Source organism: Nocardia sp. NPDC055050 (assembly GCF_053608345.1).
The window spans coordinates 69299-87243 of the sequence record NZ_JBSGVG010000031.1 but is presented as its reverse complement, the minus strand read 5'-3'; the positions used below and the strand labels follow the sequence as shown (position 1 = coordinate 87243).

18 protein-coding genes are annotated in these 17945 nt (G+C 68.4%); 7 read left to right on the top strand and 11 right to left on the bottom strand.

All coding sequences use genetic code 11. From position 1 onward, the window contains the following. Positions 1-16 precede the first annotated feature (16 nt). The 3 genes from ACWGCN_RS26750 to ACWGCN_RS26740 all read right to left on the bottom strand — a co-directional run bounded on the left by ACWGCN_RS26750 (position 17) and on the right by ACWGCN_RS26740 (position 4252). Complete coding sequence (locus ACWGCN_RS26750) at positions 17-1399, bottom strand: styrene monooxygenase/indole monooxygenase family protein (protein WP_378993972.1); 1383 nt, start codon at positions 1397-1399, stop codon at positions 17-19. 154 nt (positions 1400-1553) lie between these two features. Continuing rightward, positions 1554-2990 (bottom strand): LLM class flavin-dependent oxidoreductase, encoded by a 1437-nt coding sequence (locus tag ACWGCN_RS26745; protein WP_452459316.1) that lies wholly within the window; start codon positions 2988-2990, stop codon positions 1554-1556. Further along, positions 2987-4252: an acyl-CoA dehydrogenase family protein gene (locus ACWGCN_RS26740; protein WP_452459317.1), complete on the bottom strand. Its 1266-nt coding sequence runs from the start codon at positions 4250-4252 to the stop codon at positions 2987-2989. The genes ACWGCN_RS26745 and ACWGCN_RS26740 overlap by 4 nt, the downstream gene beginning before the upstream one ends. Before the next feature lie 122 nt (positions 4253-4374). Here ACWGCN_RS26740 and ACWGCN_RS26735 point away from each other — a divergent pair, with 122 nt between their 5' ends. Continuing rightward, a complete protein-coding gene (locus ACWGCN_RS26735) occupies positions 4375-4818 on the top strand; it encodes a MarR family winged helix-turn-helix transcriptional regulator (RefSeq protein ID WP_387447880.1) in 444 nt (147 codons plus the stop codon). Positions 4819-4893: 75 nt separating this feature from the next. Here the strand turns inward: ACWGCN_RS26735 and ACWGCN_RS26730 are convergent, their stop codons facing one another. Genes ACWGCN_RS26730 through ACWGCN_RS26720 form a run of 3 tightly spaced genes read right to left on the bottom strand, consistent with a single transcriptional unit; the run spans position 4894 to position 6877 of the window. Further along, positions 4894-5520 (bottom strand): MBL fold metallo-hydrolase, encoded by a 627-nt coding sequence (locus tag ACWGCN_RS26730; RefSeq protein WP_452459318.1) that lies wholly within the window; start codon positions 5518-5520, stop codon positions 4894-4896. Then, the gene (locus tag ACWGCN_RS26725; RefSeq protein ID WP_452459319.1) at positions 5514-6599 is read right to left on the bottom strand and encodes an S-(hydroxymethyl)mycothiol dehydrogenase; all 1086 of its coding nucleotides are present in this window, start codon (positions 6597-6599) and stop codon (positions 5514-5516) included. The genes ACWGCN_RS26730 and ACWGCN_RS26725 overlap by 7 nt, the downstream gene beginning before the upstream one ends. A 59-nt stretch (positions 6600-6658) precedes the next feature. Further along, complete coding sequence (locus ACWGCN_RS26720) at positions 6659-6877, bottom strand: three-helix bundle dimerization domain-containing protein (protein WP_358067951.1); 219 nt, start codon at positions 6875-6877, stop codon at positions 6659-6661. A 199-nt stretch (positions 6878-7076) separates the two neighbouring features. Here ACWGCN_RS26720 and ACWGCN_RS26715 point away from each other — a divergent pair, with 199 nt between their 5' ends. Beyond that, positions 7077-7841 (top strand): ankyrin repeat domain-containing protein, encoded by a 765-nt coding sequence (locus ACWGCN_RS26715; protein ID WP_452459320.1) that lies wholly within the window; start codon positions 7077-7079, stop codon positions 7839-7841. 18 nt (positions 7842-7859) lie between these two features. Here the strand turns inward: ACWGCN_RS26715 and cynR are convergent, their stop codons facing one another. Both cynR and ACWGCN_RS26705 read right to left on the bottom strand, forming a co-directional pair. Continuing rightward, positions 7860-8741 carry a transcriptional regulator CynR gene (gene cynR, locus ACWGCN_RS26710; RefSeq protein ID WP_452459321.1) on the bottom strand — a complete coding sequence of 294 codons (882 nt, stop codon included), beginning with the start codon at positions 8739-8741 and terminating at the stop codon, positions 7860-7862. Further along, on the bottom strand, positions 8738-9391 hold the full coding sequence (locus ACWGCN_RS26705) for a TetR/AcrR family transcriptional regulator (RefSeq protein ID WP_378993988.1): 654 nt from the start codon (positions 9389-9391) through the stop codon (positions 8738-8740). Before ACWGCN_RS26705 ends, cynR begins: the two co-directional genes overlap by 4 nt. Positions 9392-9546: 155 nt before the next feature. Here ACWGCN_RS26705 and ACWGCN_RS26700 point away from each other — a divergent pair, with 155 nt between their 5' ends. Then, positions 9547-11580, top strand: a complete 2034-nt coding sequence (locus ACWGCN_RS26700) for a CocE/NonD family hydrolase (protein ID WP_452459322.1) — start codon at positions 9547-9549, stop codon at positions 11578-11580. Positions 11581-11699: 119 nt separating this feature from the next. Here the strand turns inward: ACWGCN_RS26700 and ACWGCN_RS26695 are convergent, their stop codons facing one another. Genes ACWGCN_RS26695 through ACWGCN_RS26685 form a run of 3 tightly spaced genes read right to left on the bottom strand, consistent with a single transcriptional unit; the run spans position 11700 to position 13801 of the window. Beyond that, positions 11700-12473: a DUF72 domain-containing protein gene (locus ACWGCN_RS26695; protein ID WP_452459323.1), complete on the bottom strand. Its 774-nt coding sequence runs from the start codon at positions 12471-12473 to the stop codon at positions 11700-11702. 27 nt (positions 12474-12500) lie between these two features. Then, positions 12501-13460: a TIGR03557 family F420-dependent LLM class oxidoreductase gene (locus ACWGCN_RS26690; protein ID WP_378993994.1), complete on the bottom strand. Its 960-nt coding sequence runs from the start codon at positions 13458-13460 to the stop codon at positions 12501-12503. 20 nt (positions 13461-13480) lie between these two features. Next, positions 13481-13801 carry a plasmid stabilization protein gene (locus ACWGCN_RS26685; RefSeq protein WP_452459324.1) on the bottom strand — a complete coding sequence of 107 codons (321 nt, stop codon included), beginning with the start codon at positions 13799-13801 and terminating at the stop codon, positions 13481-13483. A gap of 120 nt (positions 13802-13921) precedes the next feature. On the opposite strand from ACWGCN_RS26685, the gene ACWGCN_RS26680 reads away from it, so the two are divergent. The 4 genes from ACWGCN_RS26680 to ACWGCN_RS26665 all read left to right on the top strand — a co-directional run bounded on the left by ACWGCN_RS26680 (position 13922) and on the right by ACWGCN_RS26665 (position 17941). After that, positions 13922-14641: a rhomboid-like protein gene (locus ACWGCN_RS26680; RefSeq protein WP_452459325.1), complete on the top strand. Its 720-nt coding sequence runs from the start codon at positions 13922-13924 to the stop codon at positions 14639-14641. Between the two features lie 186 nt (positions 14642-14827). Beyond that, positions 14828-15832: a YdcF family protein gene (locus ACWGCN_RS26675; protein ID WP_452459326.1), complete on the top strand. Its 1005-nt coding sequence runs from the start codon at positions 14828-14830 to the stop codon at positions 15830-15832. 115 nt (positions 15833-15947) lie between these two features. Beyond that, entirely contained in the window at positions 15948-16850 is a 903-nt protein-coding gene (locus tag ACWGCN_RS26670; protein ID WP_387447899.1) for a metal-dependent hydrolase, read from the top strand. Further along, positions 16847-17941: a PDR/VanB family oxidoreductase gene (locus ACWGCN_RS26665; RefSeq protein ID WP_452459327.1), complete on the top strand. Its 1095-nt coding sequence runs from the start codon at positions 16847-16849 to the stop codon at positions 17939-17941. Before ACWGCN_RS26670 ends, ACWGCN_RS26665 begins: the two co-directional genes overlap by 4 nt. The last annotated feature ends 4 nt before the right edge of the window (positions 17942-17945 follow it).

Here is a 17945-nt window from a genome sequence, read left to right as displayed (position 1 = left end):
CGCCCGGATCCACCTCTTACCCGACGGCGGCCGGGGCGAACGTCGAGCGTTCGAAGCGGCCCGCGGGGGCGAACTCCGCCAGCAATTCGGCCGCGTCCGTGCCGGTGACCTCGGTGATGTAGGCGGCGGCGTCGGCGGGGGAGTCGATCGGCAGGAACGGCTGCGGACGGTGCAGCAGGCCGACCAATGCCGAAGCGAACTTCGGGTTCACGGCGGCCGTGGCGAAGAACTGGCCGCCGATGTCGCCGAATTCGGGGTCGCTGAGGAACAGGCGGGTCACCTTGGCGGCGGCGTCGCTGCGGGCAGCGAGGAACGTGGCGTACTGGTCGGTGATCCACTGTTCGTCGAACGGTCCGTCGTGTACGGCGGCGGCCGCGACCAGGCGCTGCGCCTGGATCAGCCCGCTCTGCGCGCCTTGGCCCGCGACGGGGTCGTAGGCGACCGCGGTGTCACCGAGGGCGGCGACCGGATGGCCGCCCGCGGTGTGTCCCACCCCGGCCCGCACGACCGGCCGGACCGCGCCCTTGAGCCAGGAGTGCGGGTCCTCGGCAATCACCTGGGTGGCCTGCACTTCCGGCAGGTCCCAGTCGATGTAGTCGCGGTAGAGATCCTTCACGATCTGCAACGCCGATTCGGCGGAATCGGCTGCGGCGAAACGGGTTTCCCAGTCGCTGCCGGGTCGGGCCCAGCCCAGGAACGCCCAGCTCGGACCCGCGTCCTTGTGCAGGTACGGACCCCACCACGCCTCGCCCTGTTCGGCGAGAATGGAGAACAGGCTGTGCGCCCCGCCTGCCGGGCTGCGGTGCGCGAAGACGCCAGGGTCGAAGTCCAGGCCGGTCACGGTGACCGTGAGCAGCGAGCGCTGCGGCTTGTCGTAGACAGTGCGTTCCTCGTCGATCGGGAACAGGTCGGCCAGCCCGCCGCGGCCGGTGGCGACCAGGGTGAGGTCGTTGGCGGCGGCGATGGCGTCGAGGGATTCGGGGGTGACCGGTTCGACGACGAAATCGCCGCCGCGTTCGAGGAAGGCCGTGAGGCGCTCATCGGCCTTGAGCCGGGTGTCGACGGCGACGCCGACATAACCGTCGAAGGTGCCGTCGAAGGCGATCAGTTCGGCGTTCTCGGGTCCGGCGATCCGCACGCTGAGCCCGGTGTGGCGGGGCGCGCGCCCGGTGTAGCTGTCGAGCCCGAGCGCCGCCTCGGCCTGCTGGGTCTCGCCGAATTCGAGGGCGGTGCCGGTGGCGGGGACGTCGTCACGGAGTGAGCGTTGATCTCGGTCGCTGTAGAGGGTCACGGTGAAACCGGCGTCGAGAAGACCTAGCGCCGCAGTGACGCCGGTTTGGCCGGCGCCGATTACCGCGGCCGAACGAGGGGAACGGGAAACGGGTGTCTGCGATGTCATACCGGAATGGTGCGCTCACCTTCGCCCGATGATGAGTGTTGCGATCAGCGGGAATCGATCCGAATACCTTGCACCCCAGCGGATATAGCTATGGGGCACGCCGATCGGCGCCAGGCCGAGTACGTCCTGGCGCCGATCGGCGATACACGCCACGCTACGGACGGGCGAGTGCCTCCACCGGTTCGGGACGCGACTGCTCGGGTGGCAACACGGTAGACCGCGGACCGCCGACGCGATACCCGGCGCCGCGATGCTCGGGCGGGAGCCGATCACCGGCACCGAACAGGGCATTGCGCAATGTGCCCGGCTCGTAGTCGGTCCGGTAGACGCCGCGCTCGGTCAAGACCGGAACAACGTGGCGCACAACGTCTTCGAATGTCCCCGGCGTGATCGCGTAGGCGAGGTTGAATCCGTCCAGGTCGGTGTCGGCGACCCACTCCTGCAACAGGTCGGCGACTGTTTCGCCGGAGCCGGTGAACACCGGGCCCATGCCGCCGATGCCCGCCCAGCGGCCGATATCGCGCACCGTCCATTCGCGGCCGTCGTCGTCGAATTCCTGGAACGCCGCGACCGCGGACTGGATGGCGTTGCTCTGCACCTCGCCGATCGGGTCGTCGAGGTCGTACTGCGACAGGTCGATTCCCATCCAGCCGGACATGAACACCAGTCCGCCTTCGATGCTCGCGTAGGACAGGTACTCCTCGCGCTTTGCCTGTGCGGCGGTGTCGGTCTCGTCGGTGATGATGGTGGCCAGCGCGTAGATCCTGGCCGCGTACCGGTCACGGCCTGCGGCCTCGAGCGCGTCCCGGACGCGCGAAACTGTCTGCGCCAGGATTCTTTTCGAGGGTCCGGCGATGAAGATCGCCTCGGCGTTCTCGGCCGCGAACCGCACACCGCGCGGGGAGGTGCCCGCCTGATAGATCACCGGCGTCCGCTGCGGCGACGGTTCGGAGACATGGATCCCAGGCACGGTGTAATGCTTGCCGTGGTGGCCGATGTGGTGCACCTTCGACGGATCGGTGTAGATGCCGCGTTCGGCATCGCGCACCACCGCGTCGTCCTCCCACGAACCCTCCCAGAGCTTGTAGAGCACCTCGAGGTATTCGTCGGCCTGGTTGTACCGTTCGTCGTGGTCGAGTTGATCCTCGGCGCCGAAATTTCTTGCCGCGGAGGGCAGATAGCCGGTCACCACGTTCCAGCCGAGCCGCCCGTTCGTGAGGTGGTCGAGGGTGGACAGGCGGCGCGCGAACGGAAACGGGTGTTCGAAGCCGGTGCCGGTCGTGATCCCGAAACCGAGGTGCTCGGTCACCGCCGCCATCGCCGACACCAGCAGCAGCGGATCGGCGACCGGCGTCTGCGCGCCCTGGCGCAGCGCGGCGATGTCGTTGCCGCCGTACACGTCGTAGGTGCCGAGGACGTCGGCGATGAAGATCCCGTCGAACCGTCCGCGTTCGAGCAGTGTCGCCAGCTCGGTCCAGTAGCCGATATCGGTGTAGCGGTGCGACTGGTCCTCGGGATGACGCCACAGCCCCGGGGATTGGTGGGCGACGCAGTTCATGTCGAAGGCGTTGAACCGGATCGGCCTGCTCATCGCGATGCCGCCACGGTGCTCGCATCCTCGGGCTCCGGACTCGCGGAAGCTGTTGTGCCGGTTTTCCGTTCGCCCGCGCTCCAGCCGAACGGCAGGTCGGTGCCGTTGAGCAGGTAGTCGCCGACCGCGCGAGCTTTGAAGAGGGCGGGATTGTGCACCGAGATGGTGCGGGCGTTGCGCCAATGGCGATCCAGGCGCAGCTGTTCGGACACGATCGAGGCTCCGCCGAGCTCGAACAATTGGGTCGTGGCGCCGAGCACGATGTCGATCACCCCGAGTTGTGCTTGCGCGGCGGCCAATTCGGCGGCCACGAGATCCTTCTCGTCCGTCGCCCCGGCATCGAGCACCCGGTCGAGCACATCGGCCACCGCGAGTACCGCCGCACGCGCGGTGAACGCCGCCGCCGACAGCTTGCCGATCACCTGCTGGACGAGGGGGTCCTCGCGCGGCAGATCGGCGGGGGCATGGGTGTAGGTGCGGGTGCGCGCGCTCACCCATTCCCTGGCGTCGCGTTCGGCGCGGGCGGCGATCCCCGCGAGCACCGCCAGCTGCACCAGTTGCAGGTAGGCGGTGCCGTAGGTGGGCCCCGCGACACCGTAGCCGGGTCCGAGGATGCGGTCCTCGGCCACCACGACATCGGTGAACTCGGTGGTGCCGCTCGCAGTGAGCCGCTGCCCGAAACCGTCCCAGTCATCGTGTTGCACAACACCTTCGGCGTCCGCGTCGACCAGCACGCCGAGCCGCTCGCCGTCACTGTCGGCCGCGACGAGGATGTGATCGGCGAACAGCGATCCGGTGCTGTAGTACTTCACGCCGTTGAGCAGCACTCGGTCACCGTCGCGGGTCAGCCGGGTGCGATACCGGTCGACCGCGCCGACCCCCGGTTCGGTGATCGCATTGCCGACCAGGGTCCCCGCCGCGACCGCCCGCAACCACCGCTCCTGCTCCGGGCCCGCCTCGGCCAGGCGCTGATCCTCGACGAACGACCAGTGCACCCGCAGTGCCTGCGGCAGATTCGACTCGGCCGCCGCCAGGTCGATGAGCAACCGGAACAGCTGTCGCACACTCACGCCGTACCCGCCGAACTCGACCGGCACCCGCAACGCCCCGAACCTGGCCTCCTTCAACCAGCCCACCTCGTCGAACGGCAGCCGCCGATCGACCTCCCGTTCCACCGCGCCCGCGGCGATCCGGTCGAAGATCGGGGCGAAGATGGCGTCCAGCTCGGAATCGGTGGTCGATGGCGCGGCGGTGGAAGTCATGCTTCCACGATCGCGCAGGGAGATGCCGGATTCACGGGTTGCGCGCAGCGCGATCACAACGGAGTGGACTCCGATCTATCATTGGCGACGAAGTGTCTGCGCGGAGGAAGTGAGTGGCGAGCATGTCGGTACCTGACGACGACCCGAGCGCGATCTTTCGCCGGTACCTGAGTTCGGTGGTGCTGCACGCCCAGGCAGGTGCGAAGGCAGTCGATCTGCACGCGACCGACCTGTACGCGCTGAACATCCTCGCGCTGAGCGGCGCGATGACGCCGGGTGAGCTCGGCACTCGAACCGGCCTCACCACCGGTCCGACCACCCGTCTGGTCGACCGCCTCGAACAGGCGGGGTACGTGCGTCGCGGCGCCGACCCCGGCGACCGGCGCAAGGTCATCGTCGAGCCGATCGACCAGCCCGCCGAGCTCGACAAGGTGCTCGCCCCGGCGCGGCGCCGGATCGGCGAGATCATCGCGAGTTACACCCCCGAGCAGCGCGAAGTGCTCTTCGACTACTTCGCTCGGGCGGCAGTGGCCTACCAGGAGTCCGTCGCCGACCTTCGCGACTGAGGCTCACGGCTCGTTCATCGCCCTCGGCACCGCGCCTACCAGCGTGCCCACCGCTGATCGGCGGTGGGCACGCGGTCAGTGTCCGCGGGCGATCCAGTCCGCGAGCGCGGGCCGCTCCGTGCCGATGGTGGTGGTGTCGCCGTGACCGGTGTGGACCGTGGTCTCCTCGGGGAGCGTGAGCAATCGATCTCGGATCGAGTCGATGATCGTGTCGAAATCGGAGAACGAGCGGCCGGTGGCGCCCGGGCCTCCCGCGAACAGGGTGTCACCGGTGAACAGGGCCGCGAGGTCGGGCAGGTGCAGCGAGACCGAGCCGGGGGAGTGGCCGGGGGTGTGCAGGATGTCGATATCGGTGCCCGCCACCGTGATCCGGGTGGTATCCGCCAGCGAGTGGTAGTCGGCCCTCGGGTGGGTCATGCGCCAGAGGGGCTCGTCGCCGGGATGCAGCAGGACGGGGGCATCGAGGCGCTGCGCGAGTTCTGGCGCGACGGTGACGTGGTCGTTGTGGCCGTGTGTGCACAGGATCGCGGTGACGTGCCGGTCGCCGACCGCGGCGGCGATGGCATCGGCGTCGTGGGCGGCGTCGATGACGAGCACCTCGGTGTCGTCACCGATGAGCCACACATTGTTGTCGACATCCCAGGTGCCGCCGTCGAGCGCGAAAGTGCCCGAGGTGACGACTCTTTCGATGCGAGTCACCACACCACCACCGAACGCAGCACCCGGCCCTGCGCCATCGCGGCGAACGCCTGCTCGACCCCGTCGATGCCGATCCGCTCGGTGACGAACCGGTCCAGCGGCAGTCGGCCCTGCCGGTAGAGGTCGATGAGCATCGGGAAGTCGCGCTCGGGCAGGCAGTCGCCGTACCAGGAGGATTTCAGCGCACCGCCGTGCGAGAAGAAGTCGATCAGCGGCATCTCCAATGTCATGTCGGGTGTCGGGACGCCGACGAGAACGACCGTGCCCGCCAGGTCGCGCCCGTAGAACGCCTGCTGCCAGGTCTCCGGGCGGCCGACCGCGTCGATCACCACATCGGCACCGAAACCACCGGTGAGTTCCTTGATCCGCTCGACCACGTCCTCGCTGGTCGCGTCGATGGTGTGGGTGGCGCCGAAGTCCTTGGCCCAGTCCAGTTTTTGCTGATCACGATCGATCGCGATGATCGTGCCCGCACCGGCGAGGCGCGCACCGGCGATGGCGGCGTCACCGACGCCCCCGCAGCCGATCACCGCGACGCTGTCACCGCGCGAGACGTTGCCGGTGTTCACGGCGGCGCCGATCCCGGCCATCACGCCACAGCCGAGCAGGCCGGCGACGGCGGGATCGGTCTTGGAATCGACCTTGGTGCACTGCTTTTCGTGCACGAGGGTCTTGTCGGCGAAAGCGCCGACGCCTAGGGCCGGGGTGAGCGGGGTGCCGTCGGTGAGCGTCATCGGGACGCTGGCGTTGTGGGTGTCGAAGCAGTACCAGGGGCGCCCGCGCCGACACGCTCGGCATTCGCCACACACCGCGCGCCAGTTGAGGACGACGAAATCGCCCGCGGCCACATGGGTCACCGCCGCGCCGACGGACTCGACCACACCGGCGGCTTCGTGCCCGAGCAGGAACGGGAACTCGTCGTTGATCCCGCCGTCGCGATAGTGCAGGTCGGTGTGGCACACCCCGCAGGCCTGGACGCGGACGACGACATCGTGCGGTCCCGGGTCGGGAATCACGATGTCGACGGTTTCGACCGGCGCATCCTTCGCGCGGGCGATGACTCCGCGGACGGTGTCTGGCATGCGGACCTCCTCATGGTTGGCGTGGGTCTACGTCAACGCTAGCGGGGCCGCCCGCCCGGTCAATGCGGGATGGGTGGGATCTCACCTGTCGGACTGCCGAGTTCTTCTCGCACATGGTGTTCGACGAGCAACGGAACATAGTTGCGGATGTGCACCTTCCCGAACGCGTCGTAGACGTTGTGCACGATGTCGGCGAGCTCAGCGGGTGCGATGGTCGGGTACCGGATGATCAACCGCTCGATGACCTCGTCGAGTTGGCGGTTCTCGTGAGTAGTCATATTCCGGGGGTACCCGGCGACACCGTCGATCAACGGGGCGGTGCCTACTTTTCGTCGAAACCAGAGATGCCCCAGTTCCCCGGATCGCGTCTTGGCGGCTGCGCATAGACGGTGTCGATGGTGGCGATCGGCGCTGCGTCCTGGACGCGGGGGGCCGGGGTGGGCACGGTGGAGCATGACCTGACCAGAGGAGATACCTATGAATCCGGCTCGCCCCGCAGTTCGTGGCCCCCGCGCGGCCGTGCTCGCGCTCGCGGTGCTCGCGGTGGGCGTCGGCGCCTGCTCCGCCGACCCGGGCACCCCGGAATCCGCCGCCGCCTCGGCGACGCCCGAGATATCGGCCACGACTTCCGCTGCCACCCCGCAGACCAGGCAGCTCGACCACGCCCTGGACGCCGACCTCTACGACGCGGCCCTCGCCGACGATGCCGCCCGGGTCCGCGACCTGATCGCCCGCGGCGCCGATATGGAGACGCGTGGCGACAACGGGCGCACACCACTGGTCGCCGCCACCAAGAACACGGCGACCGCGGCCGCATCGGCCTTGATCGAGGCGGGCGCCGACGTGAACGCCGCGGACGACCTCCAGGACTCCGCCTACCTGTACGCCGGAGCCGAGGGCCTCGACGAGATCCTCGCGGCGACCCTGCGCCACGGCGCGGACCTGCGCAGTGTGAACCGTTACGGCGGTACGGCACTCATCCCGGCGAGCGAGCACGCGCATGTGAGCACCGTGCGGATGCTGATCGCCGCGGGAGTCGACGTCAACCATGTGAACAAGCCGCGGTGGACGGCACTGCAGGAGGCGGTCGTCTACGGCGACGGCTCGCAGCGCTACCAGGAAACCGTCACCGCGCTGCTCGCCGCGGGCGCCGACCCGCAGATCCGCGACGCCGAAGGCCGCACCGCGCTACAGAACGCCGAACGCCTCCACCAGGACGCGATCGTCGCACTGCTGCGCTGAGCGGGCGCGCCGATGCGCTCACCGCGTCTGTTCGCGGACCGATTCGGCGAAAGCTGTCGCGGCGGCGCTGCGGTGCCCCTCGGCCGCGGACAGTAGCGTGACGGTTCGCCGGGACATGCTGGGTCGCAGTGGAATCCGGGCGAGTGGGGGATGAGTGTCGGTGACCGACTCGGGCAGGATCGTCATCAGGTCCGAGGTGGATACCACCTCCAGCAGTGCCTGAATCGAATTGACCTCCACCGCGATTCGTGGCGAAACGCCGTGGTCGTGGAGGTAGCTGTCGATGTGGTGGCGGGTCGCGAACGTCGAATTGAGCAGAGCGAGATCGCGGCCGACCAGATCGTCGGGTGTCACGGCCTCTGGTAGCGCGGGGCGCGCGGCGATGCCGACTACGGCGGCCAGGGTCTCCTCGTACAGCGCGTCGGCCGTGATGCCGGGCAGCCGCGGTGGAGCGAACGCGATGCCGAGGTCGAGGCGGTCGTCGAGCAGCTCGGACTCCATGGCGTCCTGGGACAACTCGCCGAACTCGACGGTGACCCCCGGATACCGGGCCCGGAACGCCGCGATCAGCGGGCCGACCAGATAGGGCGTGAAGGTGGGAGTGGTGGCGAAGCGGAGCAGGCCGCGACTGAGATCGGTGACGTCGTGCACGGCCCGCTGCGCCGCGGCGACCTCGTCGACAGCTCGGCGGGCATGCGCCAGATAGGCCGCCCCCGCGTCGGTGAGCCGCACGCTGCGCCCGGTCCGGTCGAGCAACACCGCCCCGACGGCGCGCTCGAGCTGCTTGATCTGGTGCGACAGCGTCGGCTGCGAGAGGTGTAGCTGCTCCGCGGCCCGGGTGAAGTTCCCGTGCTCGGCGACAGCGGCCAGATAGCGCAGGTGCCGCAGTTCCGGCGTCACCGTCGGTCGCCGTCCGGTCCGATCCGCGCCAGCACCGCGTTGACCACCAGGCACGCGCTGTCCACCACATCGGCCATCGGCTGGCGGTAGGCGTCGAGCACCCACTTCTGGGCGATGATCACGATGGCGCCGACCAGGCCGAACAGCACCGTGCGCACGCTGACGGCAGGGTGGGTTTCCAGGTCGACATGCGGGGTGATCAGGGCCATACAGATATCGACCAACGCGTCGAGAACGTCGTGATAGGCCCGGTCGACCGCGGGGCTCACGCCGAGGATCTCGAAGAAAGCGATCCGGGGAACCCGGGGGTCGTCGAGGATGAGCTGGAAGTACGCGGTCAGGCCGACGCGCACCTGAGCGTCGACGGCCTCGGCCTCGCGCAGGCCGGTATGGATCGCCTCGATCATCCGGGCGGCCGTCTCGCGGTACACCTCGAGCAGCAGATCCTCACTGTCGGTGAAGGACTCGTAGAAGTAGCGTTTGCCGACCCCGGCCGCCGCGCAGATCGTGGTGACTGTGGTGTTGCGGTAGCCGTCGATGCCGAAGGCGTCCGTGGCCGCCTCGAGTAACCGGGTGCGGCGGTCCTGCTGACGTTGCCCAGGGGCGGCCCCGCGGTACCGGCGGCCGTCATCGAGTTCGGACGCTGTCACAACGCCAATTCTGTCAGGTGACCGCGGTGGGACGCGCGCGGGCGCTGATCGTGGATTGCCCAGAACATGTTCTTGCGATCGGACGTGACCCACGCTACGTTACTTCCCGGTACGGGAACGTCGGAGTTCCCGATGGTGGAGGGCTGAACCGAAGCATGATCACACATCGTGGGCGGCTGGCTGCGCTGGTCGCATCCGTCGTCGTAATGGCAGGCGCCGTCGCATCCGCACCGGTCGGACAAGCATCGCCGAATGCCGAGGGTCTCGACGCGCAGTTCGTCGCCACCCATAACGGGCCGCAGCAGTACCCCAACGTCTTCATCGAGTGGGATGTGCCGATCACCATGAGTGACGGCACCGTATTGAAAGCGAACGTCTATCACCCGGCCGGTGCGGACGGTCAGCCCGTCGCCGAGCCGACGCCCACGATCGTCAATATGACGCCCTACACCAAGCTGGTCACCAACGTCGCCGACTCGGCGCTCGCGGTTCCCGGCCTGTCGGACCTGCTGATGCCGGTGCTGCAGAACCTGGACTTCTCGCCGTTCGGTTTCAGCAGCCTCAGCGACATGATGAACGCGCTGCCCGGCGGCGCGGCCCGCACCTTCGGCGTCGACCGGAATCTGATCCGCGGCGGGTACACCCAGGTGGTCGTCGACGTGCGCGGCACCGGCTTCTCCCAGGGCACCTGGCAGGTCTTCGGGGAACGCGAGCAGCTCGACGGTGTGGAAATCGTCGACTGGGCCGCGAAACAGGGCTGGTCCGACGGCAAGATCGGGATGAGCGGCATCTCCTACTCGGCGATCAACCAGCTGCAGACCGCGCAGCGGCACCCCGAGGCGCTCAAGGCGATCTTCCCGATCGTGCCCGGTAGCGACCTGATCCGCGACGTCGCCGCCCCCGGTGGCGCGCTCGGGATCGGGTTCATCCCGGCCTGGCTGCTCGCCGTCGACGGCGCGAAGCTGCTGCCCGACCTGATGTCGATGCTGAACGGCAAATTCGACTGGGTCTGGCTGCGCGACCGGGTGACCGACCCGTTCACCTTCTTCAACGTGCTCATCGCCGCGCTGACCACTCCGAACGTGGAGCAGATCCCGCCGGAGATGGCGTCGATCCTCGACGACGAGAGCGCGCTGCGGACGGCCTGGGTGGGTTCGCCCGATCAGGTGCGGGTGCCGACCTTCCTCTACGGCGGCTGGCACGACATCTTCACCTACTCCACCCCGCGCATCTACAACGCGGTGAACGTGCCCGCCGAGCAGAAGAAGCTCGTCATGGACGACGTCTACCACGTGACGGTGACCTCGGGACTCGGCCAGCCGGGTGCGCCCGCGCCGGCGGATTCGTTGCAGCGCGCGTGGTTCGACAAGTGGCTCAAGGGAATCGACAACGGTATCGACCGCTACGACCCGGTCACGTTGTGGCAGCAGGGCAGTGGGCAGTGGACCGCCGACGTCGCCTTCCCGCGGCCGGGCATGCAGTACCGGCGGATGTATCTCGACGCCGCCGCCTCCGGCACCGCGCCGGGCGCCCGCCACGACGGCAGCCTGCGCACTGCTCCCGGTGCCGCGCAACGCGTTTCGGTGGATCCGAGCCTGACGACCATCTGCTCGCGTGATGCCGCGCAGGGCACGGCCGGCCTGGTCCCGCTGCCCGATATCTGTGCCAAGGACGCCCGGATCAGCGAGGGCGCCGCGCTCACCTTCACCACGGCTCCGGTGGCCGCGCCGACGCGGATCTCCGGTCCGATCGCCGCCCACCTGAACACCGTGCTCGACGCCACCGACGGCTACTGGACGGTGACGGTGAACGATGTCGCGCCCGACGGCACGTCGACGGTCTGGTCCCAGGGGCAGCTGATGGCATCCCTGCGCACGATCGACGAGGGCAAGGCGACCCGCTCGCCGAACGGCGACTACACCGACCCGTATCCGTACCTCACCCTGGATACCCGTCAGCCGATCGTGCCCGGCGAGCCGACGACGATCGAGATCGGCGTCCGCGCCACCGACGGTGTCCTGCTGCCGGGTCACCGCCTGCGCGTCGACGTGTTCGCCGGCAACTTCCCCAGCGGAATCCCGCTGCGGCCGTTGCTGAACGAAAGCGGCCTGCGCACCCAGCACCTCGAGCTCGACCCGTCCCGCCCGAGCTGGATCAACGTCCCCCTGGACACCGATCCCGGCTGGTGAGCACTGGTTCACCCCGCCTGCGATCTCGCGCCGATCATCGATCGCGCGACATCGGGGGCGGGGTTCGCCGTCTTGTCGAGACCGGGTTCGGCCTGGTCCTGTCCCCATCGGCTCGCTGATCAGCCCGCGGTCGCGTGCACATCGGGTACTCGAGTCGCGTCCGCGCCCGCGGCCGCCGCGAGGTGGGCGAAGGTGACCGCGTCGCGGACCGCCGCACCACCGTGATCGTTGTTGAAATAGACGTAGCTGTCGGCGTCGGGGGACCAGGCGTCGAGTAGTCGATGCGCCCAGCCGCGCAATGCCTGCTTGCCGTAGGACGGGCGGGGAGCGGCGCGGCCCGCGTGCAGGCGTAGATAGGCCCAGTCGGTGGTGCGCCACAGCGGCGTGATCGGGTGCGAATCACGGTCCGCCCAGGTCAATGCCGCGCCACGGGATCGCAGGACGTCACCGATCTCGTCTGTCCACCACGAATCGTGGCGCGGTTCCACCGCCACCCGCACCGTGTCGGGGAAGCAGCGCAGACAGTTGTCGAGCAGATCGGGGTCCGCGCGCAGGGTCGGCGGCAGCTGGAGCAGGATCGGTCCGAGCCGATCACCCAGTCCCTCGGTCCGGTCGAGCAGGCGCTGCACAGGTTCGGCGGGGTCGCGCAATCGCTTGATATGGGTCAGGTAGCGACTCGCCTTCACCGCCATCACGAAGCCCGCGGGCGTGCGCTCCCGCCAACCGGCGAAGTTCTCCCTGCTCGGCAATCGATAGAACGCGTTGTTCGACTCCACCGTCGCGAACGCCCGCGCATAGTGCTCGAGCCACTGCCGGACGGGCAGCCCCGGCGGGTACAGCACACCCCGCCAGTCGCGGTACTGCCAGCCGGAAGTGCCGACGTACATGGGCATTTCGGCCTCCCTCCGCAGCGCCTGCCGTCAGATCTCCGAGCGGAGCAGGGGCGCGAGTTCGCTGCTGTAGAAGTCGAGGAACGCGTCCATGTCGGGTCCCGCGTTCATCAGCACCACACGGTCGAAACCCGCGTCGGTGGCCTTGCGCACCGCCTCGACGTAGCGCTTCGGATCATTGCCGCAGACAAAGGATTCGAGCATGTCGTCCACTCGCACGGTGCTCGACGCGGCGGCGAAGTTCGCCGGATTGGGTAGCTCGCTCATCACCTTCCAGCCACCGGTCGACCACCGGTTGGTCGACAGTGCCGCTTCGGCGCCCGCGCGATCGTCCTCGGCGAAGGCGACCCCCACTTCGACGTAGCGCGGACCGGATCCGCCCTTGTCGTGAAAGGTCTGCACGAGTTCGGGATCGGGTTCGGTGGCGAACAGTCCGTCGCCGAGTTCGGCGGCGATCGCCGCGGCGCTCGGCCCGCCCGCGGCCACCGCGATCACCGGCGGTGTCTGCGGCAGATCGAACACCCGCGCGTCCGACAGCTCCAGGAACTCGCCGTAATAGTTGCGATAGCCGCCGCGCCACAGCAATCGGATGATCTCGAGCGCCTCGCGCAACATCCGCTGACGGATCAGCACCGGCGGGAACTCGTGGCCGATGACGTGCTCGTTGAGTCGCTCGCCCGAACCGATGCCCAGGGTGAACCGCCCATCCGAGACCAGGGCGGTGGTGGCGGCGGCCTGGGCGATGACGGCGGGGTGATAGCGGATGATCGGACAGGTCACGCCGGTGGCGAGCCCGATGTCGGTGGTGCTCGCCGCGATCGTGCCCAGGACCGTCCAGGCGAAGGGCGAGTGGCCCTGCTCGTCGAGCCACGGGTGGAAGTGGTCGCTCATCTCGACGAAATCGAAACCGGCCGATTCGGCCCGCACTGCCTGTCGAACAAGCTCTTTCGGGCCGAAAGCCTCGGCCGCCAGTTTGAATCCGAGCTGCATGGCGAACCTTTCGCTGGGGGTCAGCTACGGCCGAGGGCGTTGGCCAGTTCCTGCTTGTTCATCTTGGAACGGCCGTCGATATTGCGGCGGCGGGCCTCGTCGTAGAGCTGATCGCGGGTCTTGCCGCCGCCCTGCGCCTGCTGGCCGCTGCGCTGCGAGGAACCGCGCGATCGCGACGATTTGCTCGAGCCCTTGGTCTCGCCGTGCTGGGCGCGCGTCTTGTTGACCGTTCGCGCGGCGATCTCCTCGGCCCTGCCCTCGCTGCGGCCGCGCTCGCGCTCGGACTTCTTGATGTCTTCGTACTGCCGTTCGCGCTTGTCACTCCAGGCTTGCTGAGGCATCACGTGCTCCGTTCCGGTCGGTGGACGGCTCTGGTTGCCGCCTACCCGGGGATCGGCCGGGGAAACAACCGCCCGGCGAGGATGACCGGAACCGTGATCGAGGACTGGCACACTGGCGTGGTGAGCGCCTCGGGCAGCGTGCGGGCGGCCGCCGCCTCGGCGTGGCGGTGGATTCGCAGCGCTCCCGGCACCTATGTGTGGCTGGCGGCGCTGGGTGTGACCACCGCGATCCAGCTGCGGCTCACGCCGGAGGAAGCCAGAGTCTGGCTCGGGCACCGCTCGACCAATCTCGATCGTCTCGGCGACGACCCGATCCGGGTGCTGGTCGGCAGCGCGTTCTGGACCGACGGCGGCGGGTGGCTGGTCTACGCGGTGCTGTTCAGCCTCGTGCATGCCAACGCCGAACGGTGGCTCGGGACGCTGCGCTGGCTGGTGGTGGTCGTCCTCGCCCATGTCGGCGCCACGTATCTCAGCCAGGGCGTGCTGCTCTGGGCGATTCGCCACGACAGAGCCCCGGAGCGTGCGGCGTTCGCGCTCGATGTGGGAGTCAGCTACGGGCTGGCCGGAGTCGCCGCCGTCCTCGCCTACCGTGTGTCGCTGCCGTGGCGGGTGCTGTACGTGCTCGGTGTGCTGGCGGTCTGTGTGCCACCGGTATTCCTGGACCGCACGTTCACCGATGTGGGCCACGCGGGTGCGGCGTTGATCGGCTTCGCGTGCTATCCGCTGACGCGAGGGCGGGCCCGCGACTGGGATCCGAGCCCGCGCCTACGCGAATCGTGTCTTCGGATCAGACGAAGAATTCGACGATCATCCTGGCCCACCACTGGAAGTAATCGATGACCATGATCGCTCACCACATTCCCCTCGCTCTTGTCAGTTACCTATCGGCTGTTACGAATCGAGTGACCATGAGACCGAAAAACATGCTGGTGAGTAAGTTTCCATCCGCATGTGTCGAGGTTTCTCGGTAGGTGTGAGCAATATCTTGGCAATCTGATTCGCCGGTACTGCGGTTAGGGTGGCCCGGTGATCTTGCTGGCGATAGGTGTGGTTCTGCTCGGGGTGTTCGCGCTGTCTTTCCGTCAGGAGCGGCGCCGGTTCAGCAACGCGGTGTTGCTGCTGCTCGGAGTCCTGTGTGTCGGCGCCGCGCTGATCGGTTCGGGCGCCGAAGGATCAGGGCCCGAAATACTGGTCTTCTTCGCCCTGGCGCTGTCGCCGCTGCTCGTGCTGGTCCTGGCCGGACTGCTGATGCTCAACGGAGTGGTGATGCTGCGCCGCGAGGGCGTGCGTCCGGCGAACCTGCTCTCCTTCGGTCTCGGCGTCGCGCTGCTGGTTCCGTACGCGCTGCTGGTGATGGCGGTGATCGCCGAGTGGGTGGTGCTCGGGGTGTTGCTGCTCGCGGTGGTGCTCGTCGCCGCCTACCTCGGCTTCGTGCTGGTCGCGTTCCTGCTCTATTCGGTCGTCTACGGCGGGGTGACCCGCACCGACGACGCCGTCGCGATCGTGGTGCACGGCTCCGGCCTGCTCGGAGACCGGGTCCCGCCGCTGCTGGCGAGCAGGCTCGACCGCGCGCTGCAGATCTGGCGTACCGACCGCGTGCACGGCCCCGCGCCGCTGTTGGTGACCAGCGGCGGCAAGGGCTCCGACGAGAAGGTTGCCGAGAGCACGGCGATGGCCGCCTACCTCGTCGAACACGGCGTGCGCGACGACGAGATCCTGCGGGAGGATCGCTCGACGACGACCCGCGAGAACCTGCTGTTCAGTCGGGAACTGCTCGCCAGGCAGGGGATAAACAGCCGCATTCTGCTGGTCACGAGCAATTTCCATGTGCTGCGGACCGCGTTGCTCGCCCGTTCGGTCGGGATCGACGCCCAGGCGGTCGGCGCGCCGACCGCGCGCTACTACCTGCCCAGCGCTGTCCTGCGCGAATACGTCGGGATTCTGGCCGAACACAAGGCGATCAACGCCGTGATGTGCGGGTTGCTGGTGGCGGCGCCGGTCGCGCTGGCGATCTTCGGCGCGGCCAACTGACACATTTAGGTGTTACGTACAGTTATGGATAGTTGTATCATCGGAACTACCGAGCAGGACGCAACGTCGCGACCTGGGGCACGGAGGTCCGTGCGCGGTTGATCGAGGAGTACCGATGAAGCTATTTCCTTGGGGAAGAGAAAGCCCGGAGATCGATCCGGGCGTGGTGGCATTGCACGCGCGCAATGTCAGCTTCGACTGGTCGGGTGTCGACCTCCAGTGGATGTCGGCGGAACCGATCGCCGGTCACCTGATCAGCGCGCTGAACATGCTGCTGCCCGAGGGCGAGCGCATGTTCATCGAGACCTACCGCGAGGCTTTGCCCTACGTCAAGGACGAGAAGCTGCGCGAGGACATGCTCGGCTTCATCGGGCAGGAGGCCATGCACGCGCAGACCCACGGGAAGGTGCTCGACGACGTCTTCACCGCCCACGGCGTCGACGCGAGTCCCTATCTGGCGCAGATGGAATACCTGTTCCGCATCTCGCTCGGCCCGCGCGGCGGCGACGATCGCGCCGGCCGCCAGATGCTGGTCGAGCGGCTCGCCTTCATCGCCTGTCTCGAGCATTTCTTCGCCTGGCTCGGGGACTGGGTGCTCAACGCCGACCTCGAGAAGTTCGGCGCCGACCCGCGGATGGCCGACCTGTTCCGCTGGCACGGTGCCGAAGAGGTCGAACACCGCAATGTCGCCCACGACGTCGCCGAGTACTTCGGGGTCGGCTACGTCCGGCGCTGCGCGTCGATGACGCTGGTGTTCCCGATCTTCCTCATCGTGCTGGTGCGCGGTGCGCGGTTCCTCGTCCAGCAGGATCCGCAACTGCCGGATCGGGGCTACGCACGGCTGCTCGCCGGTGTGTTCGGCGCGATGTGGCGTGGTGCGCTGCCCGGCGTGCCGTCGCTGCTGGCCAGTGCGCTGTCGACCTTCCAGCCCGGCTACAACCCGCAATCGGTCGGCTCGACGGCGCAGGCGATCGCGTATCTGGCGGCCTCGCCCGGCGCCCGCGCGGCAGCGTCGTGACCACGCGCGACATCCCCGCCGATCTCTACGGCAAGTACCGCCACGATCCGGCGATGAAGGTCATCGACGCCATCGCGGCCACCCGGTTGCGCTGGAGCGCGCTGGTCAACCGCGGTGATCTGCGCCCACGCGTCGACGATCGCCGCCTGGCCGTGGTGGTGACCGAACGCCGGATCGAAGCGCACGACCAGGACGTGGTGAGTCTTCGCCTCGAAGCACCCGACGGGCGCGTGCTCCCGCGCTGGCGGCCAGGGGCGCACCTGGACCTGGAACTACCGTCGGGTCGGCTGCGCCAGTATTCGCTGTGTGGCGATCCCGCCGACGAGCGCGCGTACCGCATCGCCGTGCGCCGCATCCCCGGTGGCGGCGGCGGCTCGATCGAGGTGCACGACGCCTTGCCCGTCGGCTCCGGGTTGGTGGTGCGCGGCCCGCGCAATGCCTTCCCGTTCGCCGTGCCGGGCCACGGATCACCTTCGCGGCGCCTGCATTTCGTGGCCGGCGGGATCGGCATCACCCCGATCCTGCCGATGGCCAGGCTCGCGCACCGGCTCGGCGTGCCGTGGACACTGGTCTACAGCGGACGCAGTCGCGACACCATCCCGTTCCTGGACGAGGTCGAAGGCTTCGGCGCGAACGTCGTGGTGCGCACCGATGACGAGCACGGTCTACCTGCCGCGGTGGACCTGCTGCCCGACGTCGGGCCGGGCACCGCGGTCTACGCGTGTGGCCCGACCCCGATGACCTCGGCGATCGTCGCCGCGGTGCGCGAGATGGCCGACGTGGAACTGCATTTCGAGCGGTTCTCGCCGCCGCCGATCGTCGACGGCACCCCGTTCGAGATCGAATTCGCGTCCAGTGGTGCGGTGGTGACGGTCGATGCCGACCGCACCGTGCTGGACACGATCCTCGATTCCCGTCCCGACCAGCCCTACTCGTGCAGGCAAGGCTTCTGTGGCACCTGCGTGGTGCGGGTTCGCTCGGGCGAACCCGACCATCGCGAGACCACGCTGTCGGCTGCCGACCACGCCGAGGGTGCCATGCTGGCCTGCGTATCCCGTTCTCGCGGTGAGCGATTGGTGCTCGACCTGTGATTTC

Coding starts and splice junctions, on each gene's coding strand:
- ACWGCN_RS26745 (WP_452459316.1), bottom strand. CDS start 2,990: ATGAGCAGGCCGATCCGGTTCAACGCCTTCGACATGAACTGCGTCGCC.
- ACWGCN_RS26715 (WP_452459320.1), top strand. CDS start 7,077: ATGAATCCGGCTCGCCCCGCAGTTCGTGGCCCCCGCGCGGCCGTGCTC.
- ACWGCN_RS26700 (WP_452459322.1), top strand. CDS start 9,547: ATGATCACACATCGTGGGCGGCTGGCTGCGCTGGTCGCATCCGTCGTC.
- ACWGCN_RS26735 (WP_387447880.1), top strand. CDS start 4,375: ATGTCGGTACCTGACGACGACCCGAGCGCGATCTTTCGCCGGTACCTG.
- ACWGCN_RS26750 (WP_378993972.1), bottom strand. CDS start 1,399: ATGACATCGCAGACACCCGTTTCCCGTTCCCCTCGTTCGGCCGCGGTA.
- ACWGCN_RS26720 (WP_358067951.1), bottom strand. CDS start 6,877: ATGACTACTCACGAGAACCGCCAACTCGACGAGGTCATCGAGCGGTTG.
- ACWGCN_RS26740 (WP_452459317.1), bottom strand. CDS start 4,252: ATGACTTCCACCGCCGCGCCATCGACCACCGATTCCGAGCTGGACGCC.
- ACWGCN_RS26685 (WP_452459324.1), bottom strand. CDS start 13,801: ATGCCTCAGCAAGCCTGGAGTGACAAGCGCGAACGGCAGTACGAAGAC.
- ACWGCN_RS26695 (WP_452459323.1), bottom strand. CDS start 12,473: ATGCCCATGTACGTCGGCACTTCCGGCTGGCAGTACCGCGACTGGCGG.
- ACWGCN_RS26725 (WP_452459319.1), bottom strand. CDS start 6,599: ATGCCAGACACCGTCCGCGGAGTCATCGCCCGCGCGAAGGATGCGCCG.
- ACWGCN_RS26690 (WP_378993994.1), bottom strand. CDS start 13,460: ATGCAGCTCGGATTCAAACTGGCGGCCGAGGCTTTCGGCCCGAAAGAG.
- ACWGCN_RS26670 (WP_387447899.1), top strand. CDS start 15,948: ATGAAGCTATTTCCTTGGGGAAGAGAAAGCCCGGAGATCGATCCGGGC.